The sequence below is a fragment of the Paraburkholderia sp. IW21 genome (assembly GCF_041321145.1).
GTDB lineage: Bacteria > Pseudomonadota > Gammaproteobacteria > Burkholderiales > Burkholderiaceae > Paraburkholderia.
In genome coordinates, this window is record NZ_JBGGWA010000005.1 from 113104 (window position 1) to 132835 (window position 19732).

General features: G+C 61.3%; 18 protein-coding genes. 6 read left to right on the plus strand and 12 right to left on the minus strand.

Translation table 11 applies throughout. The features are described from left to right. Positions 1–25 precede the first annotated feature (25 nt). The 3 genes from ACAX43_RS13700 to ACAX43_RS13710 all read right to left on the minus strand — a co-directional run bounded on the left by ACAX43_RS13700 (position 26) and on the right by ACAX43_RS13710 (position 4008). Positions 26–1480, minus strand: a complete 1455-nt coding sequence (locus ACAX43_RS13700; RefSeq protein WP_370708935.1) for an acyl-CoA reductase — start codon at positions 1478–1480, stop codon at positions 26–28. 7 nt (positions 1481–1487) lie between these two features. Continuing rightward, positions 1488–2906: a hypothetical protein gene (locus ACAX43_RS13705; protein ID WP_370708936.1), complete on the minus strand. Its 1419-nt coding sequence runs from the start codon at positions 2904–2906 to the stop codon at positions 1488–1490. Between the two features lie 124 nt (positions 2907–3030). Then, entirely contained in the window at positions 3031–4008 is a 978-nt protein-coding gene (locus tag ACAX43_RS13710; RefSeq protein ID WP_370708937.1) for a helix-turn-helix transcriptional regulator, read from the minus strand. A 246-nt stretch (positions 4009–4254) separates the two neighbouring features. On the opposite strand from ACAX43_RS13710, the gene ACAX43_RS13715 reads away from it, so the two are divergent. From ACAX43_RS13715 to ACAX43_RS13730, 4 genes are all read left to right on the plus strand, one after another. Then, positions 4255–5541, plus strand: coding sequence for a cytochrome P450 (locus tag ACAX43_RS13715; RefSeq protein WP_370708938.1), 1287 nt, complete (start codon positions 4255–4257; stop codon positions 5539–5541). A gap of 79 nt (positions 5542–5620) precedes the next feature. Further along, positions 5621–6652 carry a hypothetical protein gene (locus ACAX43_RS13720; protein WP_370708939.1) on the plus strand — a complete coding sequence of 344 codons (1032 nt, stop codon included), beginning with the start codon at positions 5621–5623 and terminating at the stop codon, positions 6650–6652. A gap of 68 nt (positions 6653–6720) precedes the next feature. Next, positions 6721–7077 carry a nuclear transport factor 2 family protein gene (locus ACAX43_RS13725; RefSeq protein WP_370708940.1) on the plus strand — a complete coding sequence of 119 codons (357 nt, stop codon included), beginning with the start codon at positions 6721–6723 and terminating at the stop codon, positions 7075–7077. A 93-nt stretch (positions 7078–7170) separates the two neighbouring features. Continuing rightward, positions 7171–7716 carry a glutathione peroxidase gene (locus tag ACAX43_RS13730; RefSeq protein ID WP_370708941.1) on the plus strand — a complete coding sequence of 182 codons (546 nt, stop codon included), beginning with the start codon at positions 7171–7173 and terminating at the stop codon, positions 7714–7716. A 123-nt stretch (positions 7717–7839) separates the two neighbouring features. Here the strand turns inward: ACAX43_RS13730 and ACAX43_RS13735 are convergent, their stop codons facing one another. From ACAX43_RS13735 to ACAX43_RS13755, 5 genes are all read right to left on the minus strand, one after another. Further along, positions 7840–9015 (minus strand): acetyl-CoA C-acyltransferase, encoded by a 1176-nt coding sequence (locus ACAX43_RS13735; protein ID WP_370708942.1) that lies wholly within the window; start codon positions 9013–9015, stop codon positions 7840–7842. Then, positions 9012–9914, minus strand: a complete 903-nt coding sequence (locus ACAX43_RS13740; RefSeq protein WP_370708943.1) for a 3-hydroxyacyl-CoA dehydrogenase — start codon at positions 9912–9914, stop codon at positions 9012–9014. Before ACAX43_RS13740 ends, ACAX43_RS13735 begins: the two co-directional genes overlap by 4 nt. A 13-nt stretch (positions 9915–9927) precedes the next feature. Further along, the gene (locus ACAX43_RS13745) at positions 9928–10785 is read right to left on the minus strand and encodes a fumarylacetoacetate hydrolase family protein (RefSeq protein ID WP_370708944.1); all 858 of its coding nucleotides are present in this window, start codon (positions 10783–10785) and stop codon (positions 9928–9930) included. After that, positions 10782–11864: an amidohydrolase family protein gene (locus ACAX43_RS13750; RefSeq protein ID WP_370708945.1), complete on the minus strand. Its 1083-nt coding sequence runs from the start codon at positions 11862–11864 to the stop codon at positions 10782–10784. Before ACAX43_RS13750 ends, ACAX43_RS13745 begins: the two co-directional genes overlap by 4 nt. 292 nt (positions 11865–12156) lie before the next feature. After that, positions 12157–12963 carry a TetR/AcrR family transcriptional regulator gene (locus tag ACAX43_RS13755; RefSeq protein ID WP_370708946.1) on the minus strand — a complete coding sequence of 269 codons (807 nt, stop codon included), beginning with the start codon at positions 12961–12963 and terminating at the stop codon, positions 12157–12159. Between the two features lie 140 nt (positions 12964–13103). Here ACAX43_RS13755 and ACAX43_RS13760 point away from each other — a divergent pair, with 140 nt between their 5' ends. Further along, on the plus strand, positions 13104–14762 hold the full coding sequence (locus ACAX43_RS13760) for an ATP-dependent acyl-CoA ligase (protein WP_370708947.1): 1659 nt from the start codon (positions 13104–13106) through the stop codon (positions 14760–14762). A gap of 104 nt (positions 14763–14866) precedes the next feature. Here ACAX43_RS13760 and ACAX43_RS13765 read toward each other — a convergent pair whose 3' ends face one another. Further along, a complete protein-coding gene (locus ACAX43_RS13765) occupies positions 14867–15667 on the minus strand; it encodes an SDR family NAD(P)-dependent oxidoreductase (protein ID WP_370708948.1) in 801 nt (266 codons plus the stop codon). Positions 15668–15792: 125 nt separating this feature from the next. Between ACAX43_RS13765 and ACAX43_RS13770 the strand changes: the two genes are divergently transcribed. Next, complete coding sequence (locus tag ACAX43_RS13770) at positions 15793–16527, plus strand: DUF2889 domain-containing protein (protein WP_370708949.1); 735 nt, start codon at positions 15793–15795, stop codon at positions 16525–16527. Positions 16528–16613: 86 nt separating this feature from the next. Here ACAX43_RS13770 and ACAX43_RS13775 read toward each other — a convergent pair whose 3' ends face one another. The 3 genes from ACAX43_RS13775 to ACAX43_RS13785 all read right to left on the minus strand — a co-directional run bounded on the left by ACAX43_RS13775 (position 16614) and on the right by ACAX43_RS13785 (position 19706). Further along, positions 16614–17180, minus strand: coding sequence for a 3-phenylpropionate/cinnamic acid dioxygenase subunit beta (locus tag ACAX43_RS13775; RefSeq protein WP_370708950.1), 567 nt, complete (start codon positions 17178–17180; stop codon positions 16614–16616). A gap of 40 nt (positions 17181–17220) precedes the next feature. Beyond that, positions 17221–18612, minus strand: coding sequence for an aromatic ring-hydroxylating dioxygenase subunit alpha (locus ACAX43_RS13780; protein WP_370708951.1), 1392 nt, complete (start codon positions 18610–18612; stop codon positions 17221–17223). A 176-nt stretch (positions 18613–18788) separates the two neighbouring features. Further along, entirely contained in the window at positions 18789–19706 is a 918-nt protein-coding gene (locus ACAX43_RS13785; protein WP_370708952.1) for an NAD(P)-dependent oxidoreductase, read from the minus strand. Positions 19707–19732 lie beyond the last annotated feature (26 nt).

Here is a 19732-nt window from a genome sequence, read left to right on the forward strand (position 1 = left end):
TCGCGCCGTCGCGGCGCGACCTCGCTTAGCCCGCTAGAGATTCCACCAACCTCGGATCGGCCGTCTCTTCAGTGACCCATTTCACGGTGCGACGAATCGGTTCAATCGCATCCTGCCGGTCGAGGTTGTGCTGCAAGGTAGCGGCCGCCCCTAGCGACACCAGCCGTTGCGCTCCCTGATATGCGAGCCGGTCGCGCAACGTATGTTTGAGCGTTTCTGGAAAGATGCCGATGGTCTGCGTATAAGCGTTGACCGAACGCACGGCGGTGTCGATCTCGTCGATCGGCACCAGATTGCCCACGCGGCAACCAAGGATGCGCGAAAAGCTGACCGGCGCGCCGTCGCGCGAGACAATCAAGGCGCCTTCATTGCTTCTGCCGCCGAAGACCGTGTAGTCGTCCCCGATCATACGAATGCCGTCGAGTTCTTCTTTCAGCAGCGGATCAAACGCCTTATGGGGCGTGGAAAGATTCTCGGGCAAGCTCTGCAGTGCTGCAAACGTGAGTTCGGCAAGCTTTGCGCACCGCGCGAGACCGGCGTCATCAGTGCCCGACTGCACGTAGATCACGCGCGCGCTTACGCAGGCCTCCTGGTTCTGCGCGCCGACGTCGAGCGCCAGGCGCGTCGCCACGCTAGTCAGCGTCGTCTCGTCGGCGAAAGCTTCGCGGCCGATGATGGTGCCGCTCAGTTTCGGATCGAGCGTGATCAGGTCGAGGCCAGGCTGCAGATAGCGCGTGATATGCTTGACCGAATCGAAGCCGCCCCATGCAATCAGCTTTTCGACCTTGCGTGGATCGTAGATATGCCGCTCTACTGCTTCATCGCCTCCTTTCCAGTAAGCCACGCTCAGATGTTTCGTCAACGGATGATCGGGTGCCATGTCGATCATCGTGCGAGCCAGCGCCATCGATGTCAGCGGATCGTTCGACGGCGCCTTGATAATCGCGTCGGAACGTGTGAGCGCGTTGCGAATCAGCGTCAGCACCGCGACCACCGGCGCATTGCCCGCAATCACGTGAACACAGCGCGCGCCGAATGCACGGGTGCGCGCTGTGACGCCCGGCAGACTGCCCGGCTGCTCGACCCAGCCTTCCAGATACTCGGCACCGACTGAACGTGCGACGATGTTGTACAACTCGTCGCGTTGAAAAAGACGGGGCGTGCGTGTGTAGTGAAAGCGCAGAATGCTTTCCGAGAGCCCGGACGTAGCGCAAGACAGTTCGAAGGCCTGCTGCAAATGACGGTTGTCGGCAAAATTGAGGTGTTGGCCAAGTTCGACCAGATAGTCGACGATCTGCTCGAGACTCAGCGTGTACAGGTCGGCCATCTGCGACGGCGCACGCAGAGTCAGCTCGTCGATGTGGCGGCTCAGGTCCGGTGCTGTAAAAGAAACGCCGCCGCGACGGCCGCCAAATGTCAATGCGGCGCCTTCGATGAGCTTGCCGCGAATGATCAGCGGCACGTTGTAGGAAGTGCTCATGAGCGACTTACTCCGAAAGTTCAGTCAGGAAGTTCAGTGCTTCATCGTGCGCCGCTGGTGCGCCGGCGCAGATCACCTTGTCGTCACCACCTTCCTTCTCGCTATAGCGGCGAATCGCGGCCAGCAGATAAGGGCCGCCACGGCCGCACTTGCAGGGTTTCTCGTAACCATGCAGCGTGATTTCGTCGCCGGTTACGAGGCCCGCCCAGTACGTGCCCGGCAGCAGATCGAGTGAAGCGAAGCGCCCCGTCAAGCCGTCTTTGCGAGGTAGCGGTTTGCCGGTCGCCGGATCGAGCAGGAACGCGATGGTGGTGGGCGGTACGTGATAGTGGCCTACCTCGCAGCGCATGCAAAAACCCATCTGTTCGCTGCAGCCGTAAAACTCGTAGAAATTATCGAAGCCGAGAAACTCGACCAGTTGCTCGCGCCAGTTATCAGGCATGTTCTTGCCTTTCTTGCCGCCGCCCGTGTGCAGGACGCTGCCATTGGCGAATACCTGACGGGCACCTCGGGCGAGACCTTCGGCTGCGGTGTCGTACAGGATCGTCCAGACTGCGCCCATGTAGACGTCGCGACCGGCAAATCGGCCGATCGCTTCGGCGAAGAACTTGCGCAACTGCTCCGGACGTTCGCGCTCCACTTGCACGAGTTCGTCGCGTTTGGCCAGCAATGCCTCGGAGATATGCAGCGAGCCGAGTTCTCCTTGTGCCTCGGCTGCCGCGAGACGGCCCGATAGCGAGGCGACATCCGCGGAAAAACGCGCGTCGGGATACATGAACAATGCGTTGTGCTCGCCGCCCGCGTACATCTCGATCTGATAACCGCTGCCGCGAGCCGCCGCGCTCGCACCCTTGCGATAAGTCGGCGCAATCAACGGGCGTGGGTTGGCGATCAGATCGGGACCGGTGCCCGGACCGCGCCAGTCGCGAATGCGGTTCGCCGATAGCGTGATGTTCTGGCGCCACTCCCGATCGGTGCGCGGCAGAAAAGACAGCTTGCCCGTGGTGCCCGAGGTATGGAACACGCGCAGATTCGTTTGCGCGTCGAGCAGATCGATCCAGTCGTCGATCAGCTTGATGCCCGATGCGTCGACGTGGCTCAGATCTTCCGTGGTCAAACCGTTGAGCCAGCGCGTGAGTTTGTCGAACTGGCCGCGTTCGAGATACGACAGCGGATACGACTTGTACACCGTGTGCGCAAACAGCAACGGCGCGACGTCGTCGATGCGCTCGATCGTATCGATGCCCTGTTCGGCGGCGAGACGTTCAAGCACCGGAATTTTTGCGCGCATTTCGCCGAACCGCCGGCGTGCGCCGCTCAGTTGTATATCGTGAATCTGCTGCTGGGTGAAACGGAAGGCATCGTCATAACACGCGGTGACGAGTGCTGCGGGATCAGCGAGGAGCTGCGTATACAGCGTGGACATGGTGTCTCCATTCGGGCTGTCTGGGCTATTCGAACCGCGCTCGGAATGATTCGCGGTGCGCATCTGAATGCTATGAAAACGCGCCGCCGAACAGAACCTCTAGTTGTCGCGCTGTGCGGTCAAACTATCGTCGAACGGCCATGTCGTGCCCAGGCGCCGTACGCAAGCCCAACAGATCGAGTCGATAGGCGCGCGGCGTACGGCCGGTGACCTTGCGAAATGCCGCGCCGAATGCCGCGGCGCTGGTGAAGCCGCATTCGTATGCCACCGTTTTGATCAGCACGTCGGGATCGGCCAGCCGTCCTTTGGCCTGGCGGATGCGCGCATCGGCGATAAACGCGCTCAACGTCACGCCGGTGCTGTTCCTGAAAGTGCGTGACAGGTGCCGCGCGCTGATACGGCATGCGTGTGCCAGTTCGATCACACCGGGCGATGGTCCATACGCGTCCTCGACGCGCTCGCGGATCAGGCGCAACTGCCACGGCGCGAGCTTGCTGCCCTCAGCCTGGTTCGCTCGCGGATCCATGCCGCGAATATGCCGCACGATATGCACAAGCGCCGACATCACCAGACTTTCGGCGAGCACCGCGCCGGCAAAGCCTGGACTGAGCGCTTCACCGGCCAGTTGCAGCATCGCGTCGCGTACTTGCGCCACCCGCAAATCGCGGCACAGTTCGAGCCGGCCGGCGTCCCATTGCCAGTCGCGCAGTTGATCGAAACGCGCGGGCTCGAACATGCAGCAGACCACGCGCCGTTGCATCGAGTCACAGCGCACATGAAAGGTCTGACCGGGCGGTACGAGCACGCTCTCGCCCAACCTGCCAAATGCCGTTTCGCCGGCGGCACCGCGAAATGCGCCGCATGCGCCGCGTTCGCGCGAATCGAGTGACAGATCCAGATAGCCCATCGACGGACGGAATACCGCATCGAGCGGGCCGTCGAGCGTAAACGTGCGCACATTGACCTCGATCGACGGCGTGGTGAGATGCGCATCCACCGACAGATGGTGCGGCGCCATGCGCTCGCGCCGCACCAGCTCGCCGCCGCCAGCGATGGCGTAGAGATCAGAGACGTTCGGGTCCAGCATTTGAGCGTACGACATCCCGACCTTGATGTGAACATTTCGACGCAACATGTCTATATAAGCCGTTCAGGACAGCCGTGCCTATAGCGACGAACCCGTATCGCGTCCGGTTTTACGACGCGTCAAACGAACCCGGCGGACAGCACGGTCATTGCTCGCTAAGCTGCACAGCAAGACGGACACCACGTCCGCTCACGTCACGAGGCCCCATTGCCCCTTACCGCGTCCGGCAGCAGGGCCGCAAGAAGACCCATGAGGAGACACATGAACGCACCCACGCACGAAGACCTCACGCTCGATCTGGAGGCGGCCTATCACGCCGTCTCCGACACCTTCCGCGGCCCTGACATAGATTTACAGGCGCTTTGCCGCGAAATGCGCCATACGCAACCCGTCATGCAGGGCGATTTCGTCGCCACACGGCTCGGCGTACCGACCAATGCGGGCGCCAAAGCGGCGCAATGCGCAGTGACGCTCTTCAAGTATCAGGATGTGATGGCCGTGATGCGGGATGCCACGACCTTCACTAACGGCTTCATCGCCGAGGGTCTCGGTGCCTTCTTCGACGGCCTGATCGTGCTGGCGATGGACGGCGACGCTCACCGCCGCGCGCGAGGCCTGTTGCAGCCTGTATTCATGCCGGAGACGGTGAACCGCTGGCGGCCCGAACTCGACCGTGTGATCCGTCAGGATTTTCTCGAGCCGCTGGTGCCGAAGAAGCAGGCCGAACTGATGGACTTCGGCCTGTACTTTCCGATTCGCGAGATGTATGCGCTGATGGGTTTCCCGACCGACGACACCGCGCGCTTCAATCAATATGCGACATGGGCGCTTTCGATGGTGGCCGGCAATCAGATCGACCCGGAGAAGATCAGGATTTACGGGCCGCTTGCCGGAGCGGCCGTCAAACACCTCTACGACGCGGTAAAAGAAGTCGTGGTGCAGCGCCGCGCGGAAGGCGCCCACGGCGACGATCTGATCAGCCGCCTCATGCGCGCGGAGTACGAAGGCCACATGCTCGACGACCACGAAGTGACCACCTTCGTGCGCTCCCTGCTGCCCGCGGCTGGCGAGACCACCACGCGCACCTTCAGCTCGGTCATGGCGCTGCTGCTCGAGCGTCCGGAATTAGTCGAGCGCGTACGCAACGATCGCACACTGATATCGCGCCTGATCGACGAAGCCGTGCGTTTCGAACCGGTTGCGACCTTCAAGGTTCGGCAAGCGGCGCGCGACGTTGAGATCCACGGCGTAAAGGTCCCCAAGGGCGCGCTGGTGCAGTGCATGGTGATGTCCGCGAACCGAGACGAAGATGCTTTCGCCAATCCCGACACCTTCGACATCGACCGCAAACCCAAGCCTTCTTTCGGCTTCGGTTTCGGCACGCATATGTGTATCGGCCAGTTTGTCGCCAAGGTGGAATTGCAGTGCGCGGTGAATGCGATTCTGGACCTGTTCCCGAATGTGCGGCTGGATCCCAGCAAGCCCGCACCGAAAATCGCCGGCGCCCAGTTGCGTGGAGCGAAGTCTGTGCCGGTCATCTGGGACTGACTCCGGCACTGACTTCGCGTTCCTAGCGACGCGCTTGCACCTTGCGCGTCCTTACCGCACGAATTTTCTCGAAAAAATCATGAAGCACTTCAACACGGTTCCCGAGCGCGGCGATTTTACTTTTCAGACACTCGTCGCGCCGCATAAAGTGAGCGGCCGCGCGATGCACGATCTGCGCGGTTTTTACGGACTGCAACTAACCAAAGGCATGCCGTTCGGCTGCGTACGCGACGAAGACGGCGAAATCTATGCATTCGTGCGCGCTGTCAACGAACCCGGCAGCACGCCGAATCCGACCAGATTCGTCTACCTGTCGACACAGGTGGACGGCCAGCATCTACGCATCGACAAGTCGCGCATCGAGCCGCGCGCGATGACGCTGTTCCCCAGGCGCTGGCTCGACGGCGATACAGCCTGCTGGTCGAGCCTCGAAGGAGAGCCGGGTGCCGCATGGCAATTGACGGCATCCGGTGAACGCCTGAGCTGGCGCGAGGATGGCTTGTTCGATCTGAACGGCCCCCTGCTCGGTCAGGGCATGCAATGGTATCTGCCGGGCTCGGAATGGGGCACGTTCTATGTCTCGCAGATCTACGATATCGCCGGTACCTGCGACGGCCGGAAGGTCAAAGGCTTGATGTGTTTCGACCAGGCGTATATGGCCGAAGGCGGCGCGATCCACTTCAAGAAGGACCTGATCGTCAACAACAAGATGCATGTGATCTGGTGGTCGTTCGCGACCGTCTACAAGGACGGCACGTGGGACGCGGGCTCCTTCATGGTCGGTCACGATAATCTTGGTTACGCGATTTTCCAGAACCACAAGGGCGAAATCCGCACCACCACCGATATCGAAGGCAGCGTCACACACAAGGACGGCAGTTACTTTGTCGACAGCGCGCACATCGTGCTCGACGGGCATGAAGAATGGGAATATCTGCCCTGCCCGAAAGGCGAGATGATCGACTTTGTCGGTGGCTTTCCAATTACTGCGCAGCAGGAAGGTCGCTGGCGCCGCGTCGGCGACACGCGCGAGCCGGACCGCTGGCTCGGCTGGGGCGAATCCGACCGGCGCAACGGCACGGCGCGCAACGTGCGCGGCGCGGAACTTTGACGTGTGTCCGATGCGTTTTTGAAGCGTCTTTGACGCACCACGGTGCGTTCCTTTCAAGCGAAGCGACCATGTCATCTACCGAAACCACCGAATCCATCGCAGCCTTCCTCCACGACCAGACCGAACACTGGAACGCCGGCGACAAGACTGCATTCTTCGATGCTTACAGACGCATCGCGCCCGCAGGACTCACGATCGAATATATCGGCCGGCCGCCACAAGACGGTTGGCCGGTCCTCGAGCATATGTGGGAGAACCAGCGGGCGAATATCCGCGCCGAACCGGTGGCGAAGATCATCAACGGCAACGAAGCTGCCTGCTACGTGCGGAATGTCGTGGTCGGCACCGAACGCGTGATCGAAACAGTCGAGCTCTTTCGCTTCACGGGCGGCCAGCTATTCGTGCGCTACTTTATCAAGCAATAGGTGCTCGCCTGAAAGCACGCCACACACGATCGAACAGAATCACGTACAGTGCAGATCAGCGCTTTTTTTCTGTCTGCAACCAGAGGACTCGCAATGAGCACATCGATTTACGATATTCCCGTCAAGACTATCGACGGCACGCCCAGCAATCTCGCGCAGTATCGCGGCAAGGTGCTGCTAGTCGTCAATGTAGCGTCGAAATGCGGGCTAACGCCGCAGTACACGGGCTTGGAAAGCCTCTATCAGGACAAGCGTGAATCCGGACTTGAAGTGCTGGGGTTCCCGGCCAACAATTTCAAGGGTCAGGAGCCGGGCTCGGACGAAGAGATCAAATCGTTCTGCTCGACCAGCTACGACGTGCACTTCCCGCTGTTCTCGAAGATCTCAGTGACGGGTGAAGACAAGCATCCGCTATATGCCGCACTGACGGGCGCGCAGCCGTCGGCCATCGGCGACGGTCCGTTTCGTGAGCGTCTGAAAGGCTATGGCATCGAATCGGGTGATCCGGTTGAAGTGCTATGGAATTTCGAAAAATTCCTGCTGAACCGCCGGGGTGAGGTGGTCGCGCGTTTTGCGCCGGATGTGGCGGCGGACGATCCGCGCCTCGTGGCGGCGATCGATGCGGAACTCGCGAAGTAAGTGTGGAGCTGACTGATTTCAGTTGCTGATGTCAGTCGCTTAACTAGCCGAATGAAAAACGGCGCGCCCGTTATGGCGCGCCGTTTGCTTTCCGGAATTCCGCTCGGCATGCCGGCATGCGCTTTAGTCGAGCCGCTCGATAATCGTCGCCGTCCCCAGCCCGCCCGCACAGCAGATCGCCTGCAAGCCATAACGCGCGCCACGGCGTTCCAGTTCATGCAGCATCGAGGTCATGATGCGCGCCCCGCTCGCGCCCAGTGGATGGCCGAGCGCGATCGCCCCGCCGTTCACATTCAGCTTCGCATGCGGCACGCCGAGTTCTTTCATCCATACGAGCGGCACGGACGCAAAGGCCTCGTTAACCTCGAACAGATCGATATCGTCGATCCCGAGCCCGGCCTTCGCCAGCACGTCACGCGTCGCGGCAATCGGACCGGTGAGCATCAACGTCGGATCGGCGCCGACGGTGGCAACCGCTCGCACGCGTGCCCGCGCCCTCACCCCGAGCGCCTTCGCTTTGGCAGCGGACATCAGCAACAAGCCCGACGCACCATCCGATATCTGCGACGAATTGCCGGCCGTCAGCCGCCCAACGCTACGAAAACTTGTCTTCAACGTCGCCAGTTTTTCGGCGTGGGTGCCGGGACGAATCGTTTCGTCCGCGGAAAAAAGCGCCGCGTCGCCTTCCTGCGATTTCTCGCGCAGACGTTGTACCGGCACCGGGACGATCTCGCGAGCAAACCAGCCTTCCGCTGCCGCGGCCGCCGCGCGCCGATGGCTCTCCACGGCAAACGCGTCGAGCTGTTCGCGCCCGAGCTCCCACGCGTCGCACAGACGCTCGGCTGCCTCGCCCTGGCTCGTCAGCTCGTACCTTTCGCTCGCCATCCAGCCGAACGCTTCGCCATGCAGATCGCGATTGCTGCCCATTGGCACGCGGCTCATGTTTTCCGCGCCACCGGCCACCACTACTTCAGCCGCACCGAATGCAATCAGGCCGGCGGCGACGTGCACCGCTTCTTCGCCCGAGCCGCATTTGCGGTCGATGGTGAGACCAGGAATGCTGTCCGGCCACCCCGCGCCAAGCAGCGACGTGCGCGCGATATTGGCCGACTGCTCGCCAATCTGCGTGACGCAACCGAAAATCACGTCGTTGACGACGGCGGGTGCGAGTCCGACACGCTTGACCAGTTCATCGATTACGTGCGCGCCAAGATGATCGGCGCGCACGCCGGCGAGCGAGCCGCGAAACCTGCCGATCGGGGTGCGCGCCGCACCGACGATCACGACATCGCTGCTCATAGCGAACTCCCCTTCAGACCCGACCCAGGCACCCGCTGACCGTCTTCGTAGCGATACACGCCATGGCCGGTCTTGCGGCCGAGGCGCCCCGCAGCCACCATCTTGATGATCAGGGGGCACGGGCGAAACTTGTCGCCGAGCGTCTGATGAAGATACCTCAACACTGACAGGCGCGTGTCCCAGCCGGTAAGATCGCCAAGTTCGAGCGGTCCCATCGGATGATTGAAGCCGAGGCGCAGCGCGGTGTCGATATCCTCTGCACTGGCCGCGCCCTCCTGCAACATCCACATCGCCTCGTTGCCCGCGAGTGCGGACATGCGGCTCGTCGTCAAACCGGGCGATTCGTTGACGATGATCGACGTCTTGCCGATCGCATCCGCATACTCGCGTGTCAGCGCCAGGGTTTCGTCGCTGGTGGCAAGGCCGCGCACCAGTTCGACCAGCTTCATCTTGTGCACGGGATTGAAGAAATGCATGCCGATCACGCGTTCCGGATGCGTGACCGCTGTGGCGATCTCGGTTACGCTGAGCGCCGACGTATTGGTCGCGTAGAGCGCGCCGTCGGCCATCACGTCTGCAGCATGCGCGACGACCGCCTGCTTGACCGCCAGTTTCTCCGACACTGTTTCGATCAGCAGATGCGCACCGTCCGCAGCGGCAGCGAGGTCGGTTTTGATGGCGAGCCGCGCCTTGGCGGCATCGGCTGCGGTGACCTGGAATTTACCGAGCCGCACACCGTCGTCGAGAATCTTGCCAATGCCTTTGTGGGCGCGTTCCAACGCATTTTCGTCCATGTCGACAAGTGTCGTGCTGAACCCCGAACTCGCAAACGCATGTGCGATGCCAGTGCCCATCAGACCCGCACCGACCACGACCACCTTGTTGTTTTTCAAAGTCATGCCACTGCCTCCTTCATGCTGATTCGTTTGCCGATACGACGTTGCGCAGGATACCGATGCCTTCTATCGAGGCTTCCACCACGTCGCCAGGATTCAGAAAGCGGCCCGTACCCTGGCCCGTGCCCTCCGGCGAGCCCGTGAACAGCACGTCCCCCGCCTCGAAGCTCGAGCGCTCGTCGACGAAGCGCACCAGCGCCGCCACGTCCCACGTCATCTCTCCCGAGGACGCGTCCTGACGCGTGTCGCCGTTCACTTTCAGGATCATGCGCAAGGCCGGACTGCCGGCCGCGAATTCATCACGGGTGACGATCCAGGGACCGAGACCCGTCGAACGATCCTGGCTCTTCGCAGCGAACAGATCCATTCCGACGCCCGGCGGCCCGCTGCGTTGCAGATCGCGCGCGCTGACGTCGTTGCCCACGGTGTAACCCAGCACGCTAGTGAGAGGATCGTCACGGTCCACCCGCTGCGCACCAATCACGGCGACCAGTTCAACTTCATGGTCGAGTTCTCGGGTCAGCGGTGGATAGCGAATCGGATCGTGCGCGCCGATCAACGCACCGTATGCCTTCAGGAACGCCACCGGCTGACTATGGCTTTTCATGCCGAAGTCGGCATTCAGGTGCTTCGCATAGTTGGCGCCGGCGACGACCACGCGATTGCCGCGCTCAGCCGGCGGCAGCAGGCGCAACTCGCCCAGCTTGCGCGGCGCACCTGCCAGCTTGAGCGCGGCGGCGCCTTCCTCCGGTCTTGCGGTGAGTGCAGGCGCCCATTGCGCAAATGAGCCGGCGATCGGGGTCGCTTCGTCGCGTTCCGTATCCACGACGGCCCAAAACGGCACGCCACCGTCCGTGCAGCGCGCGAGTTTCATGCGCTCACCGCCTGTTTCGGCGCCGGCACACCGATCTTCGCCGGATCGAGATGCAGCAGCTTGCAGGCGTTCTGCCAGCGAATCTTTTGCAGGTCTTCAGCAGACAAACGCAGACCATCGGTGAGATCGTGACGCACCGCATCGCTGCCGCCGAAGTTGCTGCCGTACAGAATCCGGTCCGCGCCGATGATGTCGATCAGCGCCTGGCGCATCGGCACTTCATGCAACTCGACGTCGAAATAGAAGTTCTTCAGGTACTCGAGCACCGGTTTCGTGTTGTGCGCGAAGTCGAGATTGGCATTACATTGCGCAAGGCGGCCGAGCTGGTACGGCACGTAGCCGCCGCCGTGCGTGATGTACACCTTGAGATCCGGAAAGCGGTCGAATACACCGCCGCAGATCAGGTTCCAGAAGCAGCGCGTTTCGTCGTACTGCATACCGACGATCGCCGTGGTCTCGTAGCGGTCCTCGTTGGCCTTCTTGCCCCACGTGACCGACTGGTTGTATCCGTGGATGAACATCGGCAGGTCGAGATCGCACAGCGCCCGCCAGACCGGATCGAGTTCCGGCGAATCGAATTCAAGGCCGCCGAAATTGGCGCCGCCCGCCACGAGTCCTTTCGCACCGAGCTCGCCGCACGCGCGGCGGATTTCCTTCGCGGCCTCCTCCGGGACGTTCAGCGGCGCATGTGCCCAGAACATCAGACGATCGGGCGCGGCGGAACAGTATTCAGCGAGCGTGTCGTTGACCTTCTTCGCGTAGCGCACCGAAAAATCCGCTTCTGCCCAGTACATGTAGCAATGCGACGGCACTGACACCACCTGGGCATTCTGGCCGGCGGCATCCATGCCGGCGAGACGCACATTCGGATTGGCCCAGCGCGCGAAGTATTCGTCGAGTTTCAGCCCTTTGCCGGACCGCACGGCTGCTTTGCGCTCCGGTGAACCGAGCGTCAGGATCCAGTCGCCCACCCGCAGCTTGACGTCGCCGTCCTCGTGCTGTTCGAAGAACGGGCCCCAGTGGGGGTGCTGGTTGTAGTAGCCGGGATGCGGAGCATGGGCGTGAAGGTCGATGAGCATGATGTCTCCTGGCGCTCGACGGCGCAGATGTGGGATAGACCTGTCTGCGATTCACCAACACCCGGACGCACGAAAGCCAGATGCGCGAAGCAGATCAGACTGTTCGACATCATGCCAATATTAGTCACTTAATGCAAATGTGTTCAAATTAACGTTTACGCGCGCTCCTCAATGCTTGCCTTCGGTCCGCTTTCCCGCTGTCGCCACTGATTCCTGCACCGCAACGTATCGGACCCGGCGAAAAAGCCAACGGTAAAGCGGTTGCCGGAAGCTGTGCGTGTACGTCATACGTTCAGCGGCGCGCCCGCGTGACGCCGCCGAAGCGGATCGAATCGATGAGACGGCCGATACGGCGCTGCATTGCGCCCCGCTCGGACTCGCTCGACACGAGGTGTTCGCTCATGACGAAACGGATCAGCAGATCGCAGATCAGTTCGCGATCGAGTTTCACGCCCAGACGTTCGTCCCACGCGTCGAACACCGGTGAGAGCAAGTCCTGAAAGCGCACCACGGCGTCGTGAAAGATGCGCTTGAAAAAGCGCAGTGCGAACTCCGGAGCGACCAGCAGCATGCGCCGGGAATTGCCCGCGTCGAGGTAGTCCTGCAGGTAGTTGAGGACGACATCGAAACGCTCGTCCGGATCCTGATAACGCACCAGCAGTTCGGCCAGTGACTTGTGGAAGTTCTCTCTTTTGTGGCGCGAAAATGCTTCGAGCAGTTCATCCTGCGAGGCGAAATAACGGTAAAACGTGCCCCGCGAAACGCCCGCCGTTTCGCACACTTCAAGAATGGAAATACGGTCCGCACCCGACTCCAGCACAACCTTTTCGGTCGCCGCAAAGATATTGTCGATGGTCTGCTCGGAGCGGCGATTACTGCGCCGGCGGCGCGGGGGTGCTGCGGCTGCAGCGGGTGCGGCGGCAGGCGCTGGAGGCGCAGCTTGCACGGCAGGCACGCGGCTCTTGCGTGCCGTTGGCGCAGGCACTACCGACTGCGCGGTGCTCTTGCTGCTCCTCTCGGCAACGGCGCGTTTCTTCGCCGCTTGTTCGACAGCAATCTTCGACGTGCCGCCTTTCGATGAAGTGGTCTGCTTGGTCATAAGTTGATCAGTTTTTAGAAAAGTGTGCGGGTTTCCCCGCAGATCAGGATCGAAATACAAACACTAGAATTCAATTCTCGGGTTAGAATTTTCGGGCAAGCCGCCCGGTTCACACCCAGTTCATTTTCGGAGAGGTTGATATGGCTGGTATGGGAAGAGCAGAGACGTGGTCTCCCGGCGAACAGGACACCGTTATCGCCGCACTCGAGCGCGCCGTCGCGGCGCATCCTGACCGGGTTTTGCTCGACTTTTCGGGTGCGCTCTACACCTACGCGGACGTCGACCGTCTTTCCACGCGCCTCGCCCACTCGCTGGCATCGCTCGGGGTTCAGGCGGGGCAAACCGTCGTCACGATGCTCGATAACAACGTCGACGCCGTGATCTCGTGGCTCGCGGTCAACAAACTCTGCGCCGTCAGCGTGCCGATCAACACGGCATTGCGCGGCGAATTCCTGCGCCATCAGATCGCCGATGCCGGCGCGCCGCTCGTGATCTGCGAAGCCGACTATCTCGAGCGGGTCGCCGCCGTGGCGGCGCAATTGTCCGAAGTGAAGCAGGTGCTGTATCGCAGCACCGATGTGGGCACCGATGTGGGCGCCGCCGTCACCGCCACCACCTGCGGACCGTTGCCGCTGGCGCCGCTGGACGCTCATCGCGGTCATGACGACACACCCTTCGAGCGCAAGCCGAACCCCTGGGACCTCGCCAGTCTCATTTATACATCCGGCACCACCGGACCGTCCAAGGGCTGCATGATCAGCTACAACTTCATGTGCAATCTGGCGCGCCTGCAATTGCGCGCCGGCCCCGCGAGCGCCGACGACGTGACGATCACGCCGCTGCCGCTGTTTCACATGAACGCGCTGGCAGTGGGCATCCTGTCGAATATTCTGGTCGGCGCGCGCGTGGCGATCATTCCGCGTTTCTCGGTATCCAATTTCTGGCCCGAAGTCGAGCGCAGCGGCGCAACCATTGCGTCGATTCTCGGCGGCATGGGCGGCCTGCTCGCCAATGCGCCGGATCACGAAGCGGCAAAGCGCTGCTTCGGCCAGATTCATACCGTGCGCGGCAATCCGTTCACAGAAGAGAACAAGAAGGTCTGGCGCGAGCGTTTCGGCGCCAGACAGGTCGGTGGCAACGGTTACGGCCTCACGGAAGCGTGCGTGATCACCTCGCTGCCGGGTGGTGAATACGCGGCGCCGGGGTCGTCCGGCAAGCGCATAGCCGACTTCGACGTGCGAATCGTCGACGATCTCGACCGCGAGCTGCCGGCCAATACGCCGGGCGAAATCGTCTGCCGTCCGCTGCGACCGGACATCATGTTCATGGGCTACTGGCGCCGCCCCGAGGAGACGCTGAAGCTGATGCGCAACATGTGGTTCCATACCGGAGATATAGGCAAGTTCGACGACGATGGATTCTTCTATTTCGTAGACCGCAAAAAAGACTATTTGCGCCGCCGCGGCGAAAATATTTCCAGCTTCGAGATGGAGTCGGCCTTTGCACGCCACCCCGATATCGCCGAGGTCGCGGTCCATGCCGTGCCATCGGACAAAGGCGAGGACGATGTCAAAGTCACCGCCATTCTGAAGCCGGGTGCCGCGCTCACCGCCGAGACCCTGTTCCACTGGGCTACCGACGCCGTTCCATATTACGCCCTGCCGCGCTACATCGAGTTTCGCGAGACGCTGCCGAAAAACCCGCAAGGCCGCATCCTGAAGTATCAGCTGCGCGATGAAGGCAAGACGGCATCCACCTGGGACATCGAGGCGACCGGCATCAAGGTAGCCAAACGCTGACCGTGTTCACTTTCGTCAATGACTGGCAGTAAAGGGGCCCGCAGGGCTCCTTTTGCTTTATAGACGACCCGCTTTCGTACTCGGCCGCATACCCGAACCATCACTCAATACTCGCGCACAGGCACATTGGCCGGCCGCGAGTTGTAGCCCGGCAAGTGCAGGCCACCGTCCACATGCAGCGTCTCGCCGGTGATGAAGCGCGACATCTCCGACGAGAGAAACACCGCTGCCGGCCCAATATCTTCTTCTGGATCGCCGCAACGGCCAAGCGGACGCGCCGCGGCCGAACGCTCGGCAAAGCCAGGATTCTCTTCGGCCAGTTTGAAGAACGTCGCGCCCATCGCGGTGGGCGCGATCGCGTTCACGGTAATATTGAAACGTCCCCACTCCGACGCAGCGCTACGCGTCAAACCGACGATGCCCGATTTGGCGGTATTGTAATCGGCATGCAGCCATGCGCCGGTCTCAGTGTCGATCGAATAAAAGTTGACGATGCGGCCCCAGCGGCGCTCGCGCATATGCGGCATCACCGCGCGCATCGCCCACCAGGTGGCCCACAGCGACGACGTCAGGGTCTGCTGCAACATCTCATCTGTCTTGTCTTCGAACAATACATTAGGGGTTGGAATGAAGGCGTTGTTCACGAGAATGTCGAGACTGCCGAAGTGCACCACCGTACGCTGCACCGCTGCCTCGATCGAAGTCTTGCTTGTCACGTCGGTCTTGACGAACAGCGCACGGCCACCGAGTTCCTTGATTTCGCGTTCGACCTGCAAGCCGGTTTTCTCGTCGATCTCGGCGATCACCACGGCCGCTCCTTCGCGCGCGAAGGCCCGTGCAACGCCGCGGCCGATGCCGCCGCCGGCCCCCGTGACGAGACTCACCTTCTCCTTAAGCAATGCCATGCCAACTCCCCTTGTTTGTTGAACATAATTTGCGATATCGTACACTTTAAGAATTAAGGTGTCAGTATTTTGCAGATCACAATCGGGCGCCGCCGCTTTTTTACGCTGTTTTCGAGGGTTTCATCATGTTCAGGCGCCGCATCGTCATCCGCAGTCGCACCGAGACGTCACAGCGCGTGACGCGCGCCACACTCGAAGACGACTTTCATCACTTCCGCGTTGAAGTCACCAGCGCGCACGGATTGGTGAGTTCCATCGAGGCCGCCTCGCCGCGCCGCCCCTATACGTTGTGTGCACAAGCCGCTGGACAATTGCAGATGCTGGTCGGCATGGCGCTCACGCGAACAGCCCACGAAGTCACCCGCATAACGGACGCCAGCGAGCAATGCACCCATCTGTTCGAACTCTCCGGACTTGCGATCGCCGCGGCGGCGCGCGGCACGTTACGGCGTCAATACGACATCGAGGTGCCGATGCGGGTCAACGATCGCACCCATTCGACGCTCGCGCGCGACGGCGTCCCTTTACTCGAATGGGATGTTTTGAGCACGGTGATTCAGGGGCCCTCGCCGTATGCGGGAATCGATCTGTATCATGGTATGGCGCGCTGGGCGCTGACCACGCTATCGAGCGAAGAAGCCGAAGCGGCACTGGTGCTCAGACGCGCGACGGGCATCGCCAAGGGCCGTGGCATGAATCTCGACGCGCAAGTGCATGCACGCCCCAACGGTAACTGTTTTGCCCAGCAGCCGGTACGAGCCGAACAGGCGATTCGCATCATCGGATCGACTTTGGACTTCGCCACGCGCCCCGCCGACCTGTGCGCCGACGATGAGGCGTGGCTAGCCTTCGACGAATGAGCCACAGAAAATCGCGGGACATAAAAAAGCCCCCGGAAACAGGGGGCAACTTCCTTGGCTTGCGAAGCCACCGGAAACCAGAGCGACTATAGAAAGATCGCCAGATTCGGTGTACCCAGCACGGCCTGATCGAGAATGATCTCGCGGCGCGCCAGCTTGAACGTTTCGCCGCTGCGGCGCAGCACATCATGGCGCTCGCCGCTGATCAGATCCAATTCATCGAAGTTGAAACGGCTGCGCGTCACCAGCAGATTGCTGCGCACCACGTATTCGCCGGTCGCATCGCCCTCATACACCAGCACGTTGGTTACGAGCCGGCGCGTGCGCGACGGCGGGTCTTCGGCCCATGCGCTCTTGGTACCCGTGAGACGCATGATACGGCCCATGATCGAGCGATAGTTGTCGTGATAGTGCTGCATCGTACGAATGACCGACGACTCATGCTGTGCATACGGCCGCGTTTGCCGCAGCGGCGCCACGTAGACGAGGTCGGTGGCGAGCGTCGCACCCCATTCTTCCAGACGAATCTCGTCGAGCAGCACCGCCTCGTCGTACAGGAACTCGACCACTGCGTTATATACGGCTGAACCGAGCGGCACACGAGCGCGTTGCGGCACTGTGGCGCAGCCTGCGGCTTCCTTTACTTCGCTCATCACACTGTCTCCTTGAATGGCTTTGATTGGCGCGCGGCGCTCAGCTTTCCGAGGTCATCAGTTCGCGCCAGTGCAACCACCAGTGCCATTGCGTGTCGTCCTTCGTGAAGCCCTCGTTGACGATGCCAGGACCCGGCCAGCCCGCCGGTGCGCCGGTTTCGTAGATCGCCTGATACTTGAGCGTCTGCTTTTTACCCTGCGCGCCCTTCGCGGCGAGCGTCATATGCGGCCATGTGTCAGAGTCGTCCTGCTCGACCATGCCCGACGTGCCGAACAACTGGATGGTCTGCTTGAGCATCTGCTCACGCACTTCGGGCGGACAGTCTTTTTCCGCGAAGATCCAGTTGACGAACTCGAGCTTGTCCGGTCCGCGCGGAATATAGGCATGCAGCGTGATCGAGCCGATTACCGAACCATCGGCCTGCGGAATATAGAGGAAACCGAACAGCACGTTCGGGAACATACCGCCCACTTGGGGCGGCATGGAGGTCTGCACCTGCAATTGGCCTTCGTTCAGATTGCGCTTGAGCTGGCCGACCATTTCCCTCGTCATTCCCGCGGGAGGCAGGACGTCGAGCTTCTGCTCGACTGTCAACTGGTCCGGATCAAGCCCGGTCAGACGGCGGATCTTGCGCCCAAGGTCGATGCAGCGCAGCGCATGGCCATGCGGTGAACTGATTTCGACGCCGTACATTTCCGGGCTCAGATCGCCGCCCTTTTCATCTTTCTTCGAATACGCGCCCACTTCGCCGAGCCAGCGATGCAACGTCAACGTGTGATAACCGTCGCCCGATGACTGTTCGCCCGCCGCCTTCCAGTTGGCCCGCACGATGAAACGCTGCGGCGGCCCGAGCACTTCGATGCCCTTGTCGCTGCGTTTGAACAGCATGTCGTAATACCACTTCGCATCGCCGAGAAATTCCTCGAATGACGGGCCGTCCAGATTCCAGGTTGCGAAGATCAGCCCACCGTACAGCGTCGTTCGCGCCTTTTTCAGCGAGAGTTCGTCTTTACTGCGAATCTTGCCGTGCATGCATTCTTTCTCGACTGGCGCGCCGAGGAACTGGCCGTTCGGACGAAACGCCCAGCCGTGGTAAATGCACGTGTGGATTTGCGTGTTGCCGGCGTCCAGCGTGGAGACGCGCATGCCTCGGTGCGGGCACACGTTCAGCATGACGTGAATCTCGCCGTTCTTGTCGCGCGTGACCAGCACCGAGTCCGACCCCATGTCGCGAACCATGAAGTCGCCGGAATTCGGAATTTCGCTTTCATGGCCGAGCAGCAGCCAGGTCTTGCCGAAAATCCGCTCCATTTCCAGTTCATACAGTTCGGGGTCCGAAAGCGTGCGCATCTGCACCTCTCGCGTTTCGACGTTCACCAGATCAGCAACCTTGGTGCCGTCCGCCAGTGTGGGACTGGTCTGCGTCAACATGCTTGTCTCCTTGACTTACCCTTCTTGGGGCTGAATTGTTAATATAAACACTTTTATCATCTGTGTACATATTTTGAGTTTTTGATCCGGATAATCCCCTAGGGGCGAAGCGGGCACGTCCATGCCTACTCGCACCCCGGGTCTTCGTCATGAGTCTGCAAGCCATGTCTTCATATTCAGGAAGCGGTCCAGCCCTTCGGCACGCGCGCCCGTTCGATCTTCGCCAGATCGCAGATCGCGTCGGCAATGCCGGAAAAGTCGATACGGCCATACTCACTGGCTCGCGCGAGACTGAACGACTCGAACACAGCTGCCGCGACCGGCATCGGCACCTTGGCTGCATGCGCGGCGCCAAGCACCAACGCCATGTCCTTGTGTGCAAGGTCGATCGTGAAACCCGGTGCAGTGTCACCCGCGAGCACCTTGTTCGGGAAGTTCATCCGCAGTTGGCCATTGCTCGCCGAGGTACCGTAGAGCACCAGCAAAGTCTTCGTGATGTCGAGGCCGAAGCGCTGCGACAGCGCGAGCGCCTCCGCATTCACCTGGCACAGCGTGACAGCGATGTAGTTGTTGACCAGTTTGGTCCGCCCGCCGGTGCCGACGGCTCCGCAGTGATAGACCGTGGTGCCCATCGCGTCGAGGAGCGGTTTGACGCGGGTGAAATCCGCGTCGCTCGCCCCCACCATAAAGAGCGATTCCCCGCGGTCCGCATGCTCGGCGAGACGGCCAACCGGTGCATCCACCACCGAGAGACCATGCTCACGCGCTTGCGTTTCCAACCGGTCAGTGGCGAGCGGATCGATTGTGCTCATATCGAGCAGCACGCTGCCGCGCGCGGCGTTGGCGAAAATGCCATTGGCGCCCAGCGCGACCTGCTCCACTTCCACCGAGCTCGGCAGCATCGTCACAATGATCGAGCAATCGCGCGCGATCTGCGCAACGCTTTCGCCGGCGCGCGCACCCAACTCCACCAGTTCCCTCACGGCCGCGCGGTTCAGATCCATCACGACCAACTCGAAGCCCTTCTTGCGCAGGTTGGCCGCCATCGGCTTGCCCATGCGGCCGAGGCCGATAAATCCGATCTTTTCCATCATTCAGGTCCTGTTGTCGTCCATCGTTA